21 protein-coding genes are annotated in these 19,117 nt (G+C 65.5%); 7 read left to right on the top strand and 14 right to left on the bottom strand.

The features are described 5' to 3' along the window. Window positions 1-31 precede the first annotated feature (31 nt). The 7 genes from ACFWO3_RS03945 to rimP all read right to left on the bottom strand — a co-directional run bounded on the left by ACFWO3_RS03945 (window position 32) and on the right by rimP (window position 6,960). Window positions 32-1,009 carry a bifunctional oligoribonuclease/PAP phosphatase NrnA gene (locus ACFWO3_RS03945; RefSeq protein WP_378574053.1) on the bottom strand — a complete coding sequence of 326 codons (978 nt, stop codon included), beginning with the start codon at window positions 1,007-1,009 and terminating at the stop codon, window positions 32-34. Window positions 1,010-1,064: 55 nt separating this feature from the next. Then, the gene (gene rbfA, locus ACFWO3_RS03940; protein ID WP_378573861.1) at window positions 1,065-1,541 is read right to left on the bottom strand and encodes a 30S ribosome-binding factor RbfA; all 477 of its coding nucleotides are present in this window, start codon (window positions 1,539-1,541) and stop codon (window positions 1,065-1,067) included. A 109-nt stretch (window positions 1,542-1,650) separates the two neighbouring features. After that, entirely contained in the window at window positions 1,651-1,941 is a 291-nt protein-coding gene (locus tag ACFWO3_RS03935) for a DUF503 domain-containing protein (protein WP_378573858.1), read from the bottom strand. A gap of 88 nt (window positions 1,942-2,029) precedes the next feature. Beyond that, window positions 2,030-4,873, bottom strand: a complete 2,844-nt coding sequence (infB, locus tag ACFWO3_RS03930) for a translation initiation factor IF-2 (protein ID WP_378573855.1) — start codon at window positions 4,871-4,873, stop codon at window positions 2,030-2,032. A gap of 109 nt (window positions 4,874-4,982) precedes the next feature. After that, on the bottom strand, window positions 4,983-5,312 hold the full coding sequence (locus tag ACFWO3_RS03925) for a YlxR family protein (RefSeq protein WP_378573853.1): 330 nt from the start codon (window positions 5,310-5,312) through the stop codon (window positions 4,983-4,985). Between the two features lie 44 nt (window positions 5,313-5,356). Next, window positions 5,357-6,388 (bottom strand): transcription termination factor NusA, encoded by a 1,032-nt coding sequence (gene nusA / locus ACFWO3_RS03920; RefSeq protein ID WP_378573850.1) that lies wholly within the window; start codon window positions 6,386-6,388, stop codon window positions 5,357-5,359. After that, window positions 6,385-6,960: a ribosome maturation factor RimP gene (gene rimP, locus ACFWO3_RS03915; protein ID WP_378573847.1), complete on the bottom strand. Its 576-nt coding sequence runs from the start codon at window positions 6,958-6,960 to the stop codon at window positions 6,385-6,387. The genes nusA and rimP overlap by 4 nt, the downstream gene beginning before the upstream one ends. A gap of 177 nt (window positions 6,961-7,137) precedes the next feature. On the opposite strand from rimP, the gene ACFWO3_RS03910 reads away from it, so the two are divergent. The 4 genes from ACFWO3_RS03910 to ACFWO3_RS03895 are packed head-to-tail and all read left to right on the top strand — an operon-like array spanning window position 7,138 to window position 9,653. Further along, the gene (locus tag ACFWO3_RS03910; protein ID WP_378573844.1) at window positions 7,138-7,653 is read left to right on the top strand and encodes a hypothetical protein; all 516 of its coding nucleotides are present in this window, start codon (window positions 7,138-7,140) and stop codon (window positions 7,651-7,653) included. Further along, window positions 7,650-8,096, top strand: coding sequence for a ferritin-like domain-containing protein (locus ACFWO3_RS03905; protein ID WP_378573842.1), 447 nt, complete (start codon window positions 7,650-7,652; stop codon window positions 8,094-8,096). The genes ACFWO3_RS03910 and ACFWO3_RS03905 overlap by 4 nt, the downstream gene beginning before the upstream one ends. Window positions 8,097-8,150: 54 nt before the next feature. After that, entirely contained in the window at window positions 8,151-8,993 is an 843-nt protein-coding gene (locus tag ACFWO3_RS03900; protein ID WP_378573839.1) for an SDR family NAD(P)-dependent oxidoreductase, read from the top strand. 45 nt (window positions 8,994-9,038) lie between these two features. Then, on the top strand, window positions 9,039-9,653 hold the full coding sequence (locus tag ACFWO3_RS03895; RefSeq protein ID WP_378573836.1) for an FHA domain-containing protein: 615 nt from the start codon (window positions 9,039-9,041) through the stop codon (window positions 9,651-9,653). Here the strand turns inward: ACFWO3_RS03895 and ACFWO3_RS03890 are convergent. The 5 genes from ACFWO3_RS03890 to ACFWO3_RS03870 form a co-directional block, all read right to left on the bottom strand. Further along, entirely contained in the window at window positions 9,634-10,560 is a 927-nt protein-coding gene (locus ACFWO3_RS03890) for an alpha/beta fold hydrolase (protein WP_378573834.1), read from the bottom strand. The two genes, ACFWO3_RS03895 and ACFWO3_RS03890, sit on opposite strands and share 20 nt — an antisense overlap. A 57-nt stretch (window positions 10,561-10,617) precedes the next feature. Next, window positions 10,618-10,851, bottom strand: a complete 234-nt coding sequence (locus ACFWO3_RS03885; protein WP_378573832.1) for a hypothetical protein — start codon at window positions 10,849-10,851, stop codon at window positions 10,618-10,620. A gap of 36 nt (window positions 10,852-10,887) precedes the next feature. After that, a complete protein-coding gene (locus ACFWO3_RS03880; protein ID WP_378573829.1) occupies window positions 10,888-11,334 on the bottom strand; it encodes a hypothetical protein in 447 nt (148 codons plus the stop codon). A gap of 131 nt (window positions 11,335-11,465) precedes the next feature. After that, a complete protein-coding gene (locus tag ACFWO3_RS03875; RefSeq protein ID WP_378573826.1) occupies window positions 11,466-12,341 on the bottom strand; it encodes an ABC transporter permease in 876 nt (291 codons plus the stop codon). Next, complete coding sequence (locus ACFWO3_RS03870) at window positions 12,341-13,237, bottom strand: ABC transporter ATP-binding protein (protein ID WP_378573824.1); 897 nt, start codon at window positions 13,235-13,237, stop codon at window positions 12,341-12,343. Before ACFWO3_RS03870 ends, ACFWO3_RS03875 begins: the two co-directional genes overlap by 1 nt. A 188-nt stretch (window positions 13,238-13,425) precedes the next feature. Between ACFWO3_RS03870 and ACFWO3_RS03865 the strand changes: the two genes are divergently transcribed. From ACFWO3_RS03865 to ACFWO3_RS03855, 3 genes are all read left to right on the top strand, one after another. Next, window positions 13,426-14,538 (top strand): sensor histidine kinase, encoded by a 1,113-nt coding sequence (locus ACFWO3_RS03865; RefSeq protein ID WP_378573821.1) that lies wholly within the window; start codon window positions 13,426-13,428, stop codon window positions 14,536-14,538. Next, window positions 14,535-15,200 (top strand): response regulator, encoded by a 666-nt coding sequence (locus ACFWO3_RS03860; protein ID WP_378573819.1) that lies wholly within the window; start codon window positions 14,535-14,537, stop codon window positions 15,198-15,200. The genes ACFWO3_RS03865 and ACFWO3_RS03860 overlap by 4 nt, the downstream gene beginning before the upstream one ends. A gap of 77 nt (window positions 15,201-15,277) precedes the next feature. Then, entirely contained in the window at window positions 15,278-15,535 is a 258-nt protein-coding gene (locus ACFWO3_RS03855; RefSeq protein WP_378573816.1) for a hypothetical protein, read from the top strand. A gap of 7 nt (window positions 15,536-15,542) precedes the next feature. Here ACFWO3_RS03855 and ACFWO3_RS03850 read toward each other — a convergent pair whose 3' ends face one another. Together ACFWO3_RS03850 and ACFWO3_RS03845 are read right to left on the bottom strand one after the other, a co-directional pair. Then, window positions 15,543-17,282 carry an acyl-CoA dehydrogenase family protein gene (locus ACFWO3_RS03850; protein ID WP_378574051.1) on the bottom strand — a complete coding sequence of 580 codons (1,740 nt, stop codon included), beginning with the start codon at window positions 17,280-17,282 and terminating at the stop codon, window positions 15,543-15,545. Between the two features lie 47 nt (window positions 17,283-17,329). Beyond that, on the bottom strand, window positions 17,330-19,090 hold the full coding sequence (locus ACFWO3_RS03845) for a proline--tRNA ligase (RefSeq protein WP_378573811.1): 1,761 nt from the start codon (window positions 19,088-19,090) through the stop codon (window positions 17,330-17,332). Window positions 19,091-19,117: the final 27 nt, after the last annotated feature.

The raw sequence follows: 19,117 nt of genomic DNA, 5'->3' as shown, positions 1-19,117 counted from the left end.
CGGGACTGCCGGATGCGTCCGAGTTCAAGTCTCAGCCGAGAGTCTCGAGCAGGGCCGCAACGATCTCCTCGCAATCGGTGTCCGCCGTATACCCGGCTGCGAACCGGTGTCCACCGCCACCGAGCCGACCGGCGGCCGCGGAGACGTCGACGTCGTACTTCGATCGCAGCGACACCGACCAAGTGCCGTCCGCCGCTTCCTTGAGAACTGCGGCAACCTCCGCCTCGGCGGTGGTCCGCACGATGTCGATGACACTCTCGATCTCCTCGGAGCGGAGATCACCCACATCGGAACGCCTGATCACGGCATACACGAGCCCGCGACCGTCTGCGGCTTCCTTCACCAACGTCGCCGATCCGAGCACCGACGACAGCATCGGCAACCATCCGAACGGGTGCGTGTCCAGGAGCCGCCGAGCGATCCTCGAACCGTCGATTCCCGTGTCCAACAGTCTCTCGGCGAGTGTGTGAGTTCCCGGCTGAACCCAACGGAAAGAGCCCGTGTCGGTCACCAGCCCCGCGAACAGGCAATGCGCCAGTTCTTCGTCGATCTCCACGCCCCACATGTCGAACAGGGTCGCGAGCACCGCGGTGGTCGATTCGGCCCGTTGGTCGATCAGGTTCATCGTTCCGAACCTGGTGTTCGACCTGTGGTGATCGATCACGAGGACCTCACGCGCGGACTCGACCCTGTCCGCGAGGCGGCCGAGCCGACCCGCACTTCCGCAGTCGACGGTGACCAGAAGGTCGACATCACGCTGCACCTCGTTCGCGGCCACCAGGAGATGCTTCCCGGGCAGCTCGCGCATCGACTCCGGTAGTTCGTCCGGGAACCCGAAAGCCACCTGCACCGGAATGCCCTTACGTTCGAGCACCAGACCGAGCGCAAGGCCGGAACCGATCGTGTCGGCATCGGGCTGCACATGACACAGCACCGTCACGGACGTCGCGTTCTCGAGAACGCCGACGGCACGCGACTTGCACGTCTCGAGCGAGTCGAGTTCGGACAGATCTGCCTCCGAAACCGGTTCTGCCGCAGGGGTCGTGATCACGTCGACAACCCGGTCAGCGTGGGCTGGACGAATCGGTGGACGATTCGTCCTGTCCCTGTTCGCGCGGTTCCTTGTACGGGTCTGCGTCACCGGCAGGTTGTGCACTCGCTGCAGATCGGGCGACCTCGTCGTCGGCTGCGCGGGCCCGCGCCAACAGTTCTTCCATGTGCCGCGCAGTGTCCGGAACGGTATCCGCGACGAACGTCAGCGTCGGAGTGAAGCGCACACCTGTGCCGGCGCCCACCTTGGAGCGCAGCACACCCTTGGCCTTCTCCAAACCGGCGGCCGCGGACTCCAGATCAGGCTCGGTGTCGAGGTCGGCACCCATCACCGTGTAGTACACGGTGGCGTCGTGCAGATCGGCCGTCACCTTGGTGTCGGTGATCGTGACGAACGCCAGGCGCGGGTCCTTGATCTCGTGATCGATCGCGGTCGCGACGATCGTTCCGATACGTTTTGCGAGCTTTCGTGCCCGGGCGGGATCCACCATGACCTTCAGTCTCCTCTCCCTGGCCCGTCGACGAACCGGCCTGTTGTCCTTTTACGAGCCTTGCACATTATCTGCGCACCTCGGCGCTCATGCACGCGCCGGCTTGTATTCAGTCCTCGGGACCGAAGATTCGGCGCCGTACCGCCAGCAGTTGAAGCTCCGGCAACTCGGCCACGTGCCGTTCGCACGTGTCGAGAACCTCGTGTACGTGATCCACTGCGGAACTCGCCATCGTCACACCGAGCATCGAACGACGGTACCTGTCCAGCTCCCCGGTTTCGGCGGCCGAAACCCCATAACGCCGCAGGGCGGCGAGCACCGGCTTGACCGATGCTCGCTTCTCTTTCAGCGATCGCACGTCTCCGAGCAGGATGTCCAGCTCGAGTGCCCCGACGTACACGTTCCCTCCTTCGCGCGACGTCCGCTCTCCCGGTTCGAACGAACCGGGAGAGCGGACGAGGCGATGCTGCCTTGCGGACCGACCGAACCTAGTCGCGCGGCTTCTCGCGAAGCTCGTACGCCTCGATGACGTCGCCGACCTTGATGTCGGAGTACGTGATCGTCAAACCACACTCGTAGCCCTCGCGAACCTCGACGGCGTCGTCCTTCTCCCGCTTGAGCGAGGAGATGGTGACCGTCTCGGCGACGACACGGTTGTCACGCAACAACCGGGCCTTCGCGTTGCGCCGCACGATACCCGAGGTGACCAAGCAACCGGCGATGTTGCCGACCTTGGACGAACGGAACATCGCACGGATCTCCGCCTTGCCCAGGTCGACCTCTTCGTAGATCGGCTTGAGCATGCCCTTGAGCGCCTTCTCGACCTCGTCGATGGCCTGGTAGATCACCGAGTAGTACCGGATGTCGACACCCTCGCGGTTCGCCAGCTCTGTCGCCTTGCCTTCGGCACGGACATTGAAGCCGATGATGATCGCGTTGGAAGCCGCCGCCAGGTTGACGTTGGTCTCCGTGACGCCACCGACGCCGCGGTCGATGACGCGCAACTGCACCTCGTCGTCGATCTCGATGCCGTGCAGTGCCTCTTCGAGGGCCTCCACGGTTCCCGAGTTGTCGCCCTTGAGGATGAGGTTGAGCTGCGACGTCTCCTTGAGCGCTGCATCCAGATCGTCGAGGCTGATCCGCTTCCGGCTCTTCGCAGCCAAGGCGTTGCGCTTACGTGCGTTCCGCTTGTCGGCGATCTGACGTGCGATGCGGTCCTCGTCGACCACGAGCAGGTTGTCACCTGCACCGGGAACCGACGTGAAGCCGACGACCTGAACCGGCCGCGAGGGAAGAGCCTCGTGCACGTCGGCACCGTGCTCGTCGACCATGCGACGGACACGTCCGTACGCATCTCCGGCCACGATCGAGTCACCGACTCGCAGCGTTCCGCGCTGAATGAGCACGGTCGCAACGGGTCCGCGACCACGGTCGAGGTGCGCCTCGATGGCTACACCCTGAGCGTCCATGTCCGGGTTGGCACGCAGATCGAGCGATGCATCCGCGGTCAGCAAGACGGCCTCGAGCAGGGATTCGATGTTCGTTCCCTGCTTCGCCGAGATGTCGACGAACATGGTCTCGCCGCCGTACTCCTCTGCGACGAGGCCGTACTCGGTGAGCTGCCCGCGAATCTTTGCCGGATCGGCGCCTTCCTTGTCGATCTTGTTCACCGCGACCACGATCGGCACCTCTGCCGCCTGGGCGTGGTTGATCGCCTCGACCGTCTGCGGCATGACGCCGTCGTCGGCTGCGACGACCAGGATGGCGAGGTCGGTGGCCTTGGCACCACGAGCACGCATGGCCGTGAAGGCCTCGTGACCGGGGGTGTCGATGAAGGTCACGAGACGCTCGGAACCCTCGAGCTCGGTGAGTACCTGGTATGCACCGATGTGCTGGGTGATGCCGCCGGCTTCCGCCTCACGGACGTTCGCCTTGCGGATCGAGTCCAGCAGTCGGGTCTTACCGTGGTCGACGTGACCCATGACGGTGACCACCGGCGGACGGGACGCGAGGTCCTCTTCTCCGCCTTCGTCTTCGCCGTAGGTGAGGTCGAAGCTGTCGAGCAGCTCGCGGTCCTCGTCCTCCGGGCTGACGACCTGGACAACGTAGTTCATCTCGCCGCCGAGAAGTTCGAGCGTCTCGTCGTTGACCGACTGAGTTGCCGTCACCATCTCGCCGAGATTGAAGAGGGCCTGCACCAATGCTGCCGGGTTCGCGTCGATCTTCTCTGCGAAGTCGGACAGCGATGCACCGCGAGCGAGACGGATGGTCTCACCGTTGCCACGCGGCAACCGCACGCCGCCGACGGCAGGTGCCTGCATCGAATCGTATTCCTGGCGCTTCTGCCGCTTCGACTTGCGACCGCGACGCGGAGCTCCGCCGGGACGACCGAACGCACCGGCTGCTGCCCCGCGCTGACCGGGACGACCACCACCGGGGCGACCACGGAAGCCACCTGCCGGAGGACCGCCACCCGGGGCGCCGGGTCCGCCGCCGCGGTAGCCGCCACCGCCGCCGGGACGACCACCGGGTGCGCCGCCGGGACGACCGGGACGACCGCCCGGTGCCGGACGCGCCGACCTGGCCGGCATCGCGCCGGGGTTGGGGCGAGGAGGCATCGATCCCGGGCTGGGACGAGGACCGCCCTGGCCCGGAGCCGGACGGGGACCGCCCTGACCGGGTGCCGGACGGGCACCGCCCTGCCCCGGAGTGGGGCGGGGGCCGCCCTGTCCCGGAGTGGGACGGGGTGCACCCGGACGCGGACCGCCGGGAGCGGGACGCGGCGTGGGGCGTTCGGCCGGTGCGGACGAGAACGGGTTGTTTCCGACGCGCGGAGGCTTCGGTCCCGGGCGCGGTCCGCCGGGCTTGGCGCCCGTGGACGGTGCGGCCGGAGTCGCGCTTGCCGCGGGTGCTTCCGGTGCCGGCGCTGCCGGAGTCGGACGCCCCGGCTTCGGGCCGGGTGTCGCGGCGGGGGGTGCTGCCGGAGTCTGCGGGGTTGCTGCTTCCGAGGCTGCCGGAGCCGCGGCCGCCGGTGCTGCGGGCTTGGGCCCGGGCCGCGGGGCGCCCGGCTTGGGTGCGCTTCCCGGCTTCGCTGCGGTAGAGGTGCTTTCCTTCGCCCCGCCGGGCTTGGCGACCGTGCGGGGTGCGCTCTCGTCCTCACCCTTCGGCTTCGCGGACGGGAACGACTCCCGTAGACGTCGAGCGACCGGCGCCTCGACCGTCGAGGACGCCGACTTCACGAACTCGCCCTGCTCCTTGAGCGTTGCGAGTAGTTCCTTACTAGTGACACCGAGTTCTTTTGCCAACTCGTGCACGCGGGCCTTGCCTGCCACTGCTCTCCTCACTGGTGAGGTCGAGCAGGAGGCTCCCCTACAGGGAGGAATCCCGCACGACCTCGGGTTATCTCCGATGGACGTTCATCGCTGGTGCTTCACGGTGTGCTCATGAGTGCTTGTGCCTGTTCTTCTCGAGAGGGTCGATCATCCGATCGACCGCTGACGTATCCAGTTTCCCGGACACTCGCAGTGCTCTGCCGAATGCTCGGCGTCGCTCCGCCAGACTCAGACAATCGGCCGTCGGGTGCAACCACGCACCACGCCCGGGAAGTCTGCGCCGTGGATCCGGGACGAGCACCGCACCTTGCGGGCCGTGCTCGCCAACCACGATCCTCAACAGATCGACGGTCTGCGCTCGCTCCCTGCATCCGACACAGGTACGCACCGGAGAACCGGTGCCGACACGCGCGGAAGCGGGTAGCTCATGCTGAACCATTGATCACTCTACCGCTGTCTGCCCCGGTTCTCCGCATTCCTTGTTTATGCACTGGTCACGCCGGGGTCGCCGGACGCCTCCGTGACGCCGGTCGCATCGCTGCGGATGTCGATACGCCACCCCGTCAACCGTGCAGCGAGGCGGGCGTTTTGCCCCTCCTTGCCGATGGCCAGTGACAACTGGAAGTCGGGGACGACGACACGCGCGGCCCGCAGTTCCGGATCCACGACCGTGACGGACACCACTTTCGACGGAGACAGGGCGTTGCCGACGAACTTCGCAGGATCGTCGTCGAAATCGATGATGTCGATCTTCTCGCCGGCGAGCTCGCTCATGACGTTGCGCACGCGCTGCCCCATGGGGCCGATACATGCACCCTTCGCATTGAGTCCAGATACCCGCGACTGCACGGCGATCTTCGACCGGTGGCCGGCCTCGCGCGCCACGGCGAGAATCTCGACCGAACCGTCGGCGATCTCCGGGACCTCGAGCGCAAACAGTTTGCGCACCAGATTGGGGTGCGTGCGCGACAACGTGATCTGGGGACCACGAGCTCCGCGCGAGACGCCGACGACGTAACACTTGAGCCGCTCGCCGTGTTCGTAGCTCTCACCGGGAACCTGCTCGGCCGGAGGAATCAAGCCCTCGGCACCGTTCGCATCGCTGCCGATGCGCACCACGACCATGCCGCGCGCATTCGCGCGGGTGTCACGCTGGATGACACCACCGACGATTTCGCCCTCGTGGGTGACGAATTCGCCGAAGCTGCGCTCGTGTTCGGCGTCCCTCAGCCGCTGCAGGATGACCTGACGCGCGGTGGTTGCGGCGATTCGACCGAAGCCCTCGGGGGTGTCGTCCCACTCCTCGCCGACCATGTTGCCTTCGGAGTCGGTCTCGTGCGCCATCACTCGCACGACGCCGCTCTTGGCGTCCACGTCGATCCGCGCGTGCGGCTGATGACCTTCCGTATGCCGGTAGGCGGTCAGCAACGCACTCTGAATGGTGGCGATGACCGTGTCGATCGAGATGCCCTTGTCGGCCTCGATCGCGCGCAGTGCCGCAATGTCGATATTCACTTGTCCTGACCTTCCGATTCTTCTTCGTCGACCGACATCGTCGGCTCGGCGGGCGCGACTCGCCCCTCGGCGACGCCTCCGGCAAGTTCCATTTCCTTCGGGTTCGGCTTCGAGAATTCGACCCGCACGACCGCGCTCCGAATGTCGTCCAGCGGAATTTCGCGCACCGCAGGTCCCGTTTTCGCGCCGCCGACGACCACGTCGAGCGTGTTCTCGTTCAGTCGCCCGATCCTGCCGTCGATATTCTCGTGACCGAGGTCGAAGGTCGCCTTCCGACCTCTGGACCGACGCCAGTGCCTCGGGAGTGTGAGTGGACGATCCACGCCGGGAGAGGTGACCTCGAGGTTGTACGGAGACTCCCCGAAATCGGACACGTCGTCGAACACCGCCGAGATCTCACGACTGAGTTCGGCTGCCTGATCCAGTTCGAGGCCCGCGTCACTGTCAACGACCACGCGGACCGCGCTGTGCTTGCCCGCCGAGGTGACCACGACGTCCTCGAGATCGAAACCACGGCGTTGCACCAGGTCGGAGACGAGTTCGGTCACTCTCTCCTCGGACGGAACCGGCATCTCGGGACGCTCCTCTTTTCGGTTTTCGTCGGGCGGCAGTCAACTGCCGCGCACCGCGCCGGTGACGACAATTGGTCGTTCTGTTCGAACACCTAAGCCTAACGCCCATTTCGAGGGGCCGTGACCACCCCGGGATTCGATTCTCGTGATCGCACTCGAACCTGGCACGATGGACCCGTGCCCAACCCAGCCCACTCCCCCGTTCTGACGCGACGGTCCGCATTCAAGCTCGCAACCGGGGCGGCGGTGGGCGCGTTCGCAGTCACGACGCTCGCCGGTTGTTCGGACGACCAGGACGACGCCGTGGAGCTCGATCGCCTCACCTCCGCCGCCGAGTCGGCTCGCCGCGATTCCGAGAACGCTGCCGCCGCAATAGCGTTGCTCCCCGACCGTGCGGGCGCACTCACCACCATCAGTGCACAGCGCGGTGAGCACGCAGACGCGCTGGAAGCCGAGATCGCCAGGGCTGCGGGCACTTACGCGGACGGTTCCGCACCCACCACGGCGCCCACGACGTCGTCGACGCCGCCACAGCCCGCGCCGCCCCCGGATCTCGACACCCTCCGCGCCCGGCTCACCGAATCCCAACGTCACGCAGCCGAATTGGCACGTTCTCTGGACGGTTACCGCGGCGGACTGTGCGCGTCGATCGCGGCGTCGTGCGGCACTCATGTGGTGGTATTGCTGCCGTGATCACGCCCACCGCTTCCGAACAGTCCAGCCTGTCCGCCGCGTTGGCGGCCGAGCATGCCGCGATCTACGCGTACGGCGTCGTCGCCGCGTACGCGAATCCCACTCGCTCCGACCAGGTCGACGCCGACGTTGCAGCGCATCGCGCACTCCGTGACGCGCTCGTCGATTCGCTGACCTCCGCCGGCCTCGAGGCAGCCCCTGCTGCCGCGGGATACGCGACACCGTTCCCGGTCGTCGACCCGCCCTCGGCAGCCCAACTCGCTGCCCAGACCGAGTTCGACGTTTCCGTGGCTTGGCGCAGCGTGGTGGAGAACGGTGAAACTGCCGAGACCCGCACGTTTGCGGTCGACGCCCTCGCTGCGACAGCAGTCCGAGCGGCACTGTGGCGTTCGGTGCTGGGCGTCGATCCGTGGACCCTCGCCTTCCCCGGTCTACCCGCTTGATAGAACACGTTCTACTGTCGTAGTCGGCACGTCACTGCGACAGAGCGAGGATCCATGACCGCATCAGAGCCCGTCGGGCAGAACAACCGGGTGGCACTCGTGACGGGCGCGAGCCGCGGTGTCGGGAAGGGCGTCGCCCGTGCACTGGGCTCGGACGGGTGGACCGTCTACGTCACCGGCCGCGGCCCGCTGCTCGAGGATTGCGCGAACGAGGTCACAGACCTCGGTGGGCACGGCATCGCCGTCGCCTGCGACCATCGTGTCGACACCGAGGTCGCCGAGTTGTTCCGGCGAATCCGAGACGACCGCAGAAGGGACGGGCGCCTGGACCTGCTCGTCAACAACGTGTGGGCGAGTCCGCGCGGATTCGGTGGATTCGACACCCCGTTCTGGGAACGTCCACTCACCGACTGGGAATCGTTGATCGACGTCGGGCTGCGAGCGCACTACGTCGCCTCGGTGGAGGCCGCCCGACTCATGGTCCCGCAGGGATCCGGGTTGATAGCCAACATTTCGTCGTTCGGCACCCGCGGACACCTGCACTCGGTGCTGTACGGAATGTCGAAGGCCGCCCTCGACAAGATGGCGAGCGACATGGGCGCCGAACTGGCCCCGCACGGTGTGAAAGCGGTGTCCCTGTGGCCCGGCATCGTTCGCACCGAAAAGCTGCTGGCGAGTGGACTGGACACGGTCGCAGGCTTTCCCGTCGCCGATGCCGAGAGTCCCGAATTCATCGGACGTGTCATCGCGGCACTGTTCGACGACCCGACCCTGGGCGATCGCAGCGGACACACGTTCGTGACTGCAGAGCTGGCGGTCGAGTTCGGAATCACCGACGACGCAGGTAATCAGCCTCCGTCGCATCGCGAGCCTTTCGGTGGCGGCCCGCTGTTCTGAACGACTCTGTTGCCCACCCTCGCGCGAGGGAGGCACGATGGAAAGGTGAGCGCGCTGTCGCGTCTGAACTACACAGACCGGGAAGGTCGAACGCACCGGATCGACCTTTCCCCCGACAGCCCGCGGCTCACGGTAGGACGATCACCCCGTAGTGGCGTGCCCCTGACCTCCGACGACGAAGTCTCTCGCCTACACGCGGTCATCGAATGTGTGGACACGCAGTGGACGATCCTCGATGACGGCCTGTCGCGGAACGGCACCTTCGTCAACGGCGATCGCATTGCCGGTCGTCGGCGTCTACGCGACGGGGATTGCGTGCGAATCGGCAGAACGGCACTGACGTACCGGGAATTCGGGGGCGGTGAGGACGAAGCCACCCAACTGGCTGCCGACCGGCCGTCGGTGCGGTCGCTGACCGAGACCCAACGGTCTCTGCTTGCGGCCCTGTGCCGCCCGTACAAGCAGAGTTCGGCTTTCGTTCACCCGGCATCCAATCAGGAGATCGCGAAGGAGCTGTACCTGAGCGTCGACGCGGTGAAGACCCATCTGCGAGCGCTGTTCGCAAAGTTCGACGTCGAGCAGCTTCCACAGAATCAGAAGCGCGTGCGCCTGGCGGAACTTGCTCTGCACAGCGGGATCGTCAACCGACGCGACCTGTGAGAGCATCCGTATTCGTGCGGCTCAGGAGGGCGCTGACCGCGCTCGCCACTTCGTCTGCCCTGTCCAGAATCACCGAATGGCCGCCGCCGTTCACACTCACCAGTTCGGCCAATGGGAGACGCGCCGCCATTGCCAGAGAATGCTCGAACGGGGTCATGGGGTCTTCCGTGCCACACAGGACGAGCGCAGGAATGTGCGCCAACTCGGCCAGCGTCTCCCGTTCGTCGAACTCGATGAACGACTGCAGGAAGCTCACCATCGTCACCACGGAGGTGGAGTCCGCCAGCGCTCTTGCAACGGCAGACACCCGCTCGGCGCTCCGACCGCTCATCCTCCGCGCCGCAGCTCGGCTCACGACATGCCCGAACCGCCTCGAGCGGTGCAGCATTGCGGGGGCTACACGAGCAACTGCCTGCAGGTACGCAACGGGCCTCGCCAACAGCAACCGCCCGAGTCCCATGTCCGTGAGACCCCAGGCTGCGGTTGCGATGAGCGCGACTCCCACGACGCGAGATCCGATCGACGCAGCGTGAGTGCGGCCGTAGGCCAGGGTGGCCATGCCACCCATCGAATGTCCCACCAGAACCAACCGTCCGGTGGGGGCAACTGCGTCGATCACCGCGTCGAGATCACTGCCCAGCTGATCGATCGTGTAGGTCTCGGCGGGCGCACGGCCCGAGTCACCGTGTCCCCGCTGGTCGTATGTCACCAGGCGAACTTCCTCACCCCACGTGGAAGCAAGGTGGCGACGGAGCGGTGCCCAGGAATCACCGCGTAGGCAATGCCCGTGCACGAACACCACGGTCAGGGGCGCGTCCGCGGGGCCGTGGATACGCGCTGCGAGGCGGACGCCATCGTGAGCACGGACCGAAACCCGGCCACCGTGATCTGCTGTTCGTGTCTTCATGACAACTCCTTTCCGAGCGAATCCACGGGGCCGGGACGGGTGTGATCGAGCAACGAATCAGCCGAGTCCGGGGAACGAGCCCGGAACGCCGACCGCGTATCCGCCGACCGAGGCTCCGCCTGGTCCGGCGATGATCCCCTCGACACCGATCGGACCCACGTTGGCTCCGCCGATTCCGACGTTGCCGCTGTTGCCGTACGACGGGGTCTCCGCCGCCGCGACGCCTGCCCCCACAGCGAGGGCGAATCCTGCCGCCAGAATTGCTCCGGCGAAACGCTGAGCGTGTGACATGGTCTCTTCCCTTTCGAGTGGTCGAGAACTGCTCGGTCAGCAGAACGGCCAGGAGAAGGTGCAGGACTTGGTCGTGTTGCCACCGTTGCCGCCGTTCGCGGGACCACCGTTCGCCGGTCCGGCATTTCCTCCGGTTCCGTTGCCACCGTTGGCATCGCCGGTCTGTGCGTTACCGCTGTTGCCACCTTGGGCACCGCCTCCGTTCCCGACGCCGACGCCGCCCTGGTTGCCGTTTCCGATGTTGACGCCACCGATACCCACGTTGCCGCTGCCACCGTTGCCGCCCTGTGCGTTTCCGCCGGGGCCCGTCGTTGCGTCGCCGCTCTGTGCTCCGCCGCCGGTTCCGTTGCCGCCTTGCGATGTGCCGCCCTGCGACGTGCCGCCGTTTCCGCCGGGGTCCGCCGAGGCGATTCCCGCTCCGGCGGTCAGCGCGAACGAAGCGATGGCGATTGCTGCGAATGTGGATTTGATGGTGTTCGACATTTCCTTGCTCCCTGTGTGGGTGAATTTCCTTGCCACACAAGAGTCCGCCGGATCGTTCGCCGTCGATAGGCACCCGAGGGTGGGCAATCGCCCACCCTCGGGGTTGGAGTACGCACCTACGGTGTGGACCCTCAGTGGATGTCCCGCGTACGGACCAGCCACAGCGACACCGCACCGAATACGACGAGGTACACGCACAACAGGACAACTGCAGTCGATTCGCCGAGAACGTCCAGCACGCCCGGGGTCGTCTCCCCCTCGGACACCCCACGAAGACTGCCCGCGAGCGAGCCCGCCGCGGTTCCCGGCAGGTAGTCGGTGACGAACGAAAGTGGTGAGAAGACCACGGCGACACCTCGAAGCAGGTTTTCCACCACCAGTACCCACACCAGCCCGAGCCCCACCGACAGTGCCGGACCTCTCGTCAGCACTCCCACGAGAACCCCGGCCATCGTCCACATCCCCAGGATCAACGCTCCTGCGGCAACGGATTCGGCGAGCGCAGCCACCGGAGGAAGCACGATCTGCTTCGACTCCGCGACGGCGATCGCGGCGGATACGCCCAGATCGGCGACACAGACGGCCAGTACCAGCGCCACCACAATGACGGTGAGCGCCACTACGGTGCCCGCGAAGGCCGCGGTCCGCGACGGGCCGGCGGTGAACACCGTCTTCCAGGTTCCCCACCCGTAGCCGCTGCCGGTCGCAAGGGCACCTGCGATGAGCATCAGTGCGCCACCGAACATCGCCATCCCCTGCGTGAACACCTCGGGTACCGCACCAGGCAACATCTGTTGGAGGAGTGCCTCCTGCGGCATCGTCGACGGACTGTCCGTCGCACCCCCGCTCTTGTAGGTGAGGTAGTTGAACACGTACAGAAAGACGAAGTTCAACACCATCCACGAAGCGAGCAGTATCCACAACGTCGGCCACTTCGTCAGGCGTAGAACCTCCGCTCGACAGGCACCGCGAACCGAATTTCTCTTCTTCTCCGACAACCCGTTCATCACGCCTGCACTCCTGTCATTTCGAAGAACACGTCTTCGAGTGTTCTTTCCTGACTGGTCAATTCGAGGAGATCGACACCGTCTCTGACCAACGCTTCGGCCACCTTCGGTGCTCGGTCGACGGGTACCGAGATCTCGATACCGTCCTGCACTCGCGTAACCACGCCGTCACCGAGCAGTTCCCGCACTACGACTTCTGCACGCTGGAGTGGGTTCGCGCGCACGAAGAGCCGGGTGGCGCCCCGTAGTTCGCTCACCGTCGATTCCACGAGGAGTCGCCCGTCGCTGATGACGCCGACTCGATCGCACATCTCCTGCACCTCGGCCAGCATGTGACTCGACAGCACGATCGTGTGCCCTTGCTTCGCCAGGTCGACGATCAGCGCCCGCATCTCCGCGACACCCGCAGGATCCAGACCGTTGGTCGGCTCGTCGAGAATCAACAGATCCGGTTCGCCGACCAGAGCAGCTGCCACGCCGAGGCGTTGCTTCATCCCCAGCGAATACGTCCGAAACTTGTCGCTTCCGCGCGCGCCGAGCCCGACTCGCTCCAGCGCGAAAACCGCGGCATCGTCGGGGAAGCCGCGCAACCGGCTCAGGAAGCGCAAGTTGTCGAGCCCCGAAAGGTACGGATGGAATCCGGGCCCTTCGATCAGCACGCCCGTCCGTGCGGCAGCGGACGGGGCGCCCGGCGGACTCCCGAGCACTGTCGCAGTTCCCGAGGTCGGACGGACCAGGCCGACCAACATTCGAAGGGTGGTCGTCTTCCCTGCACCGTTCGGCCCGAGGAATCCGTAGATCTCCCCTGCCCGCACCCTGAGGTGCACACCGTCGACCACGTTCTTGTCGCCGTATCTCTTGGTCAATCCGTTGGTGACCACTGTTTCCGTAGACATACATCGAGACTGCGCCGGACGAATCGCCCACACATCGGCCCACGTACGGCAAGCGGCATACGTATCGAGAACGATGACAGCGGCGACTCGCGGGGTCTAGCTTCGGGAGTGTGCGCTTCACTGCGAGACCACCCTCGCTCCCGAGACCAGTCGACTGGGCGATCAGCATTGCGATACTGCTGATCCAGATGGCCGGAAGTCCCGGTGCCAACGAGAACCAGTCGACGATGCCTCTCGACGGGCTTGCCTACGTGCTGCTGGCGATCGGCCCGATCGCTCTCCTGTTCAGGCGCCGGTTCCCGCTGTCCACTCTCTTCGTGATTCTCGGCGTCACGGCCGTCTACGTCCGGGATTACGGGTACGGCCCGATATTTCTCGCTCTGGTCGTCGCCTTCCTCACCGCCGGCACCTCCGGTTCACGGTGGCACACCTACCCGGTCGTCGGTGCCGGTTACATCCTCTTCGTGTGGGTCGTTCCCCACCGCGGCGACGGGTGGTCGCCGAACTTCGCAGTGGCGACGGGCGTCGCCGCGTGGCTGCTCGTTCTCGTCGCCGTTGCGGAGATCGTTCGCGGTAGGCGTGCTGCCGCTGCCGAACGCAGGCGCCGAGCCGAGGCCGCCGAAGCCTCGGCCGCGGCAGAGCGCCGACGAGTGGCGAGCGAGGAACGTCTCGACATCGCCAGAGAACTTCACGACGTGCTGGCCCACAGCCTGTCCCTCATCAACGTGCAGGCCGGTGTCGCACTCGAATTGTTCGACAGCGCACCGGAACAGGCCCGGCCGGCGCTTGCCGCGATCAAGAAGGCGAGTAGAGACGCGATCGGCGACGTCCACTCCCTGTTGGACTCGCTGCGAGACGGCAGTGGATCGCCGAAAGCTCCGACAGCAGGAATCTCGGACCTCGAGGCCGTAGTGCGACGAGCCCGCGACGCCGGCCTGGAGGTGTCCACCACAGTCCACGGAACACCGCGACCGCTGACCGGCATCGTGGATGTGGCGGCAGCCCGCATCACGCAGGAGTCGCTGACCAACGTCGCACGGCACTCGCACACTTCGGCCGCCCGGGTAGAAGTCACCTACCGCGATACCGCAATCGATCTGAGTATCGACGACGCCGGTGACGGCGAGGATGTCGCCGAAAGTGCGGGCGGCAACGGCATCCCGGGCATGCTCGAACGAGCACAGGCGTTGGGTGGCCGTCTGACCGCCGGCAGAAAACCGGGCGGTGGGTTTCGCGTTTTCGCGTCGTTGCCCTACCGGCATCCAGCGGATGCCGCGTCCGTCGACGGAGGTATCGAATGATCCGAGTGGTCGTGGCCGACGATCAGGCCCTGGTGCGTGCCGGTTTCGTCGCCCTTCTCGACGCCCAGGACGACATCGAGGTGGTCGGCGAAGCGGAGAACGGCGAAAAGGCGGTGACCGCGTGCGTCGAACAGGTGCCGGACGTCGTGTTGATGGACATCCGGATGCCCGTGATGGACGGACTGGAAGCGACTCGGCGCATCGCCGCGGCCCCGGCCACGACCTCGGTGCACGTGGTGGTTCTGACGACTTTCGAACTGGACGAGTACGTGTTCGAAGCCATGCGCGCCGGGGCAAGCGGCTTCCTCGTGAAACACACGGAGCCCGCAGATCTCGTACGCGCGGTCCGCGTGGTGGCTGCCGGTGACGCATTGCTGTCACCATCGGTCACCCGAACCCTTGTCGCGGCGTTCGCGAGCCACGCCAAGTCCGCACCGACATCACCTCGACTCGAACAGCTCACCGACCGAGAGCGAGAGGTGATGGTCCTCGTTGCCGAGGGTCTGTCGAATGCCGAGATCGCGGCTCGTCTCTTCGTCAGCCCGGCAACGGCCAGAACCCACGTGGGCCGCATACTCCTCAAGCTCGAAGCCCGCGATCGCACACAGCTCGTGGTGGCGGCGTACGAGCACGGACTCGTCAAACCTGGCTGGCAGGACTGACGTACGCGCCCTGACGTACCCGGAAACCCGCACTCCGGCCGATGTGCACGGCGTCCGCCGAGGCGCACGCTGAGAGCATGACCATCAACGAATACACCACAGCCGGAATGCTTCTCGCCGAGAACTACCAGCACCACGCCTGGGGACCCGGCCCCTGGTTCATCCTGATCCCGATCGCCTTCTGGACGACGGTGGTCATCCTGATTCTCGTTGCTCGCAGGAGGTTCCGCGGACGGTCCGGCGAAGCCACCCTTCGCGATCACTACGCCAAGGGTGACATCTCCGAATCGGACTACCGAAGTCGCCTGGCCGTGCTGCGAGAAACCAGGCGCTGAAGTCGGGTCAGGGACGCATCTCGTATACGCCGTTGTAGTCCTTGACCTCGCGCCAGACTCGATCGAACCGCTCGCCGTCGACGGTCGGCTTCCGAACGGCGCCGATCGCCCATTTCTGCTGCGCCTCGGTCGAAGACTTCTTGCCGTGCAACGACACCGCGTAGGCGGAGAAGTCGCGAACCTGGAAGTCGAAGATCTGATCGACCAGGTCGCGTCCCAGCCCGGTCAGTTCGGCCTGCTCGAGAATCAACTGGCCGTACACGACGAGCGAGAAGAGGTGCCCGATATCGAGCACGAAGTCCAGATCCTTCTGCTGGGCTTCGTCGGGCCCGGCCGTTGCCAGCAACTCCGCGAGGGCCTTGGCCTGCTCGTAGAAGACGGCAACGTTCGGGATCTCGGTGTGCTTCTCGTAGACCTTCTTCCAGTCGTCGAACGGCACCTTCGCAGCGCCCCGAGCCGGGCCCTGTGCCCAGAAGAAGACGTCGTCCGCCGGATCGAGACGAGTTCCGATCTCCGGATACTCCGTGCTGCCGAACAGGTAGTTGGGCATGAACTTCAGGATCTGCGCGACGTTCACGTGCACGGTGCCCTCGAGGCGAGGCATCGTGCCGATGAGCCTGGTCACCTGGCTGAAGTAGTTGTCCTTCTCGAAACTCTTGGCCGCCAACACGTCCTGCAGGAGCGTCATCAGCTTCTCGCCCTCCGAGGTGACCTTCGACTTGGTCACCGGGTTGAACAGGAGGTAGCGACGGTCGTCGAGGCTCGCACTGCGAAAATAGTCGACAGCGCGGCCGCTGAACAGCTTCATGGCGAGCAGACGCGAGTACGAATCGACGAAACTGGTGCGCACATGCGGAAAATCCGTGACGGGGTTGCCGTAGAGAATGCGGTTGTCGGCATGCGTGATCGCCTCGTAGAACGCGTGTTCACACATTCCGACAGCACCACTGCACAGATTGAACTTGCCGATGTTCACGGTGTTCAGCGCTGACGAGAAGGCATCGGGTCCGGTCTTCAGGATGTCCTCGTGACGCACCGGGTAGTCGTTCAGGCGGAACGTACTGACGTACATCTGCTCGCGCACGACATTGTCGATCAGCTCGTAGTTCTCGTGAGCGCTGTCGGCTACGAACCACACGTACCCGTCCGCACCTTCGACATCCTCGCGGCGGCCGAACACGGACACCATTCCGGCGACGTTGCCGTTGCCGATGTAGTACTTGGTTCCCGATACACGGAACGCGACACCCTCGTCGTCGGGACGCGCGGGTGAGAGCACCATGTCCGTCGAGTAGACGTCCGCGCCGTGATCACGCTCGGACAGGCCGAACGCCATCACTCCACCCTCGTCGAGCTGGCGTGCGGCGCGCTGCTTGGCCGCTTCGCTGTCGCTCATCCAGATCGGGCCGAGACCGAGGATGGTCACCTGTTCCGCGTACCAGTAGGCGAGTCCATAGAACCCAAGGATCTCCGAGAGTGCGGCGTTACGAGAAGTGTCCCAGCGCTTGTTCGGGTCTCCGTTCGCGTACTCGGACGGCGTCAGAAAGGTGGCGAAGAGCTTTTCCTTCCCAACGAACTCGAGGAAGTCTGCCGTCCATACCCGATCGAGGTCGTCTTGCAGCAGGCGCTTCTGGCCGCGACTCTCGAACCAGTCGACGACCGCTCGGAGCAATCGGCGGGTCTCGTCGTCGAAGTGCTGAGGATCGTAGGTGTTCGGGTTGAACAACAGTCTGCCGGAGTTCTCCATTGCCATGCCTTCCGTCGCAATCACGAATGACGCTACCAGCCGGTAACTTATGCCGGGCCGGTTCCGCTCCGCACCGCATCGACGATCTCGTTCACCGCCGTCTCGGCTGCGATCTCGCGCGCTTCACCGGCGAAGCGATCGCGCAGTTCGACCTTGCCGTCCGCCCACCCGCGGCCCACGACAACCACCAGTGGAACGCCCAGCAGTTCCGAGTCCTTGAACTTCACCCCGGGCGAGGCCTTACGGTCGTCGAGGATGATCTCGAGCCCGGCACGGTCGAGAGCTGCCGCGAGATTCTCCGCACCCTCACGTGCAGCGTCGTCCTTGTTGGCGATGACGAGGTGGACATCGGCGGGCGCGATCTCCGCCGGCCATCGCAGCCCCTTGTCGTCATGATGCTGCTCGGCGATGACCGCGACGAGACGCGAGATGCCCACGCCATAGGAACCCATGGTGGGCCTGACGGGCTTGCCGTTCTCCGCGAGGACGTCCACCTCGAACACATCCGTGTACTTGCGGCCCAACTGGAAGACGTGGCCGATCTCGATGCCGCGCGCCGATACCAGCTCGCCCGCACCGTCCGGTGAGGGATCTCCGTCTCGAACCTCGGCCGCCTCGATGGTTCCGTCCGGCGTGAAGTCGCGACCGGCAACGAGATCGACGTAGTGACGGCCCTTCTCGTCCGCTCCGGTGATCCACGCGGTGCCGTCGACCACCCGGGGATCGACGACGTAGCGCACCCCGTTGTCCTGCAGTGCCTTCGGGCCGATGTACCCCTTCACCAGGAAGTCGTTGGCTTCGAAGTCTGCTTCGGTCAGAAGTTCGTATTCCGCCGGTTCGAGCGAAGCTTCGAGCCGCTTGTCGTCGACCTCACGGTCTCCGGGGATGCCGATACCGAGCAGAGTCCACTCGCCACCAGGCTGTCTCGTCTTGACCAGAATGTTCTTGAGGGTGTCCGCTGCCGACACGGTGCGACCGAGATCCGCACCGTTCGCCCACTCGACGAGAGTGGCGATGGTCGGGGTGTCCGGGGTGTCGTGAATCCGGGCTTCCGGCAGTCCCTCGAACGGAATCGGTTCGGGAGCCGGCGTGGTCACCGCTTCGACATTGGCCGCGTAACCGGATGCAGTGCACCGCACGTAGGTGTCCTCGCCCACTTCGCTCTCGGCAAGGAACTCCTCGGACGCACTTCCGCCCATCGCGCCCGAAGTGGCCGCGACGATCACGTACTTCACGGCGAGGCGCGTGAAGATCTTCTCGTACGCATCACGGTGCGCCTTGTAGCTGGCAGCCAGACCGTCGTCGGTCAGATCGAAGGAGTACGAATCCTTCATCAGGAACTCGCGACCACGCAGGATGCCAGCCCGCGGCCTGGCCTCGTCCCGGTACTTGGTCTGCACCTGGTACAGCGTGACCGGGAAGTCCTTGTACGAGTTGTACTCGCCCTTCACGGTAAGGGCGAACAACTCCTCGTGAGTGGGCCCGAGCAGGTAGTCGTTGTCCTTGCGGTCCTGGAGGCGGAAGAGTTCGTCGCCGTACTCGGTCCACCGGTTCGACACCTCGTAGGGCTCACGCGGCAGCAGCGCGGGCAGGGAGATCTCCTGCGCTCCCATCGCGTCCATCTCCTCGCGAACCACCCGCTCGACCTGCCTGAGCACGCGAAGTCCGAGCGGCAACCACGAGTAGACGCCGGGGGCGATTCGGCGAACGTAACCGGCACGAACCAGCAGCTTGTGGCTGGGCACCTCGGCGTCGGCTGGGTCGTCTCGCAGGGTGCGAAGGAACAGGTGCGAAAGGCGGGTAATCACGCCTGCGAGGATAGTCGGCTCGGCCGC

This window comes from Rhodococcus sp. NPDC058521, assembly GCF_042719695.1.
Taxonomy (GTDB): Bacteria; Actinomycetota; Actinomycetes; order Mycobacteriales; family Mycobacteriaceae; genus Rhodococcus_F.
Note: the sequence above shows the minus strand (reverse complement) of the source record. Positions and strands in the feature narration are given on the sequence as shown.

Coding starts and splice junctions, on each gene's coding strand:
- rbfA (WP_378573861.1), bottom strand. CDS start 1,541: ATGGTGGATCCCGCCCGGGCACGAAAGCTCGCAAAACGTATCGGAACG.
- ACFWO3_RS03925 (WP_378573853.1), bottom strand. CDS start 5,312: ATGGTTCAGCATGAGCTACCCGCTTCCGCGCGTGTCGGCACCGGTTCT.
- rimP (WP_378573847.1), bottom strand. CDS start 6,960: ATGCCGGTTCCGTCCGAGGAGAGAGTGACCGAACTCGTCTCCGACCTG.
- ACFWO3_RS03900 (WP_378573839.1), top strand. CDS start 8,151: ATGACCGCATCAGAGCCCGTCGGGCAGAACAACCGGGTGGCACTCGTG.
- ACFWO3_RS03890 (WP_378573834.1), bottom strand. CDS start 10,560: ATGAAGACACGAACAGCAGATCACGGTGGCCGGGTTTCGGTCCGTGCT.
- ACFWO3_RS03885 (WP_378573832.1), bottom strand. CDS start 10,851: ATGTCACACGCTCAGCGTTTCGCCGGAGCAATTCTGGCGGCAGGATTC.
- ACFWO3_RS03880 (WP_378573829.1), bottom strand. CDS start 11,334: ATGTCGAACACCATCAAATCCACATTCGCAGCAATCGCCATCGCTTCG.
- ACFWO3_RS03875 (WP_378573826.1), bottom strand. CDS start 12,341: ATGAACGGGTTGTCGGAGAAGAAGAGAAATTCGGTTCGCGGTGCCTGT.
- ACFWO3_RS03870 (WP_378573824.1), bottom strand. CDS start 13,237: ATGTCTACGGAAACAGTGGTCACCAACGGATTGACCAAGAGATACGGC.
- ACFWO3_RS03865 (WP_378573821.1), top strand. CDS start 13,426: ATGGCCGGAAGTCCCGGTGCCAACGAGAACCAGTCGACGATGCCTCTC.
- ACFWO3_RS03860 (WP_378573819.1), top strand. CDS start 14,535: ATGATCCGAGTGGTCGTGGCCGACGATCAGGCCCTGGTGCGTGCCGGT.
- ACFWO3_RS03855 (WP_378573816.1), top strand. CDS start 15,278: ATGACCATCAACGAATACACCACAGCCGGAATGCTTCTCGCCGAGAAC.
- ACFWO3_RS03850 (WP_378574051.1), bottom strand. CDS start 17,282: ATGGAGAACTCCGGCAGACTGTTGTTCAACCCGAACACCTACGATCCT.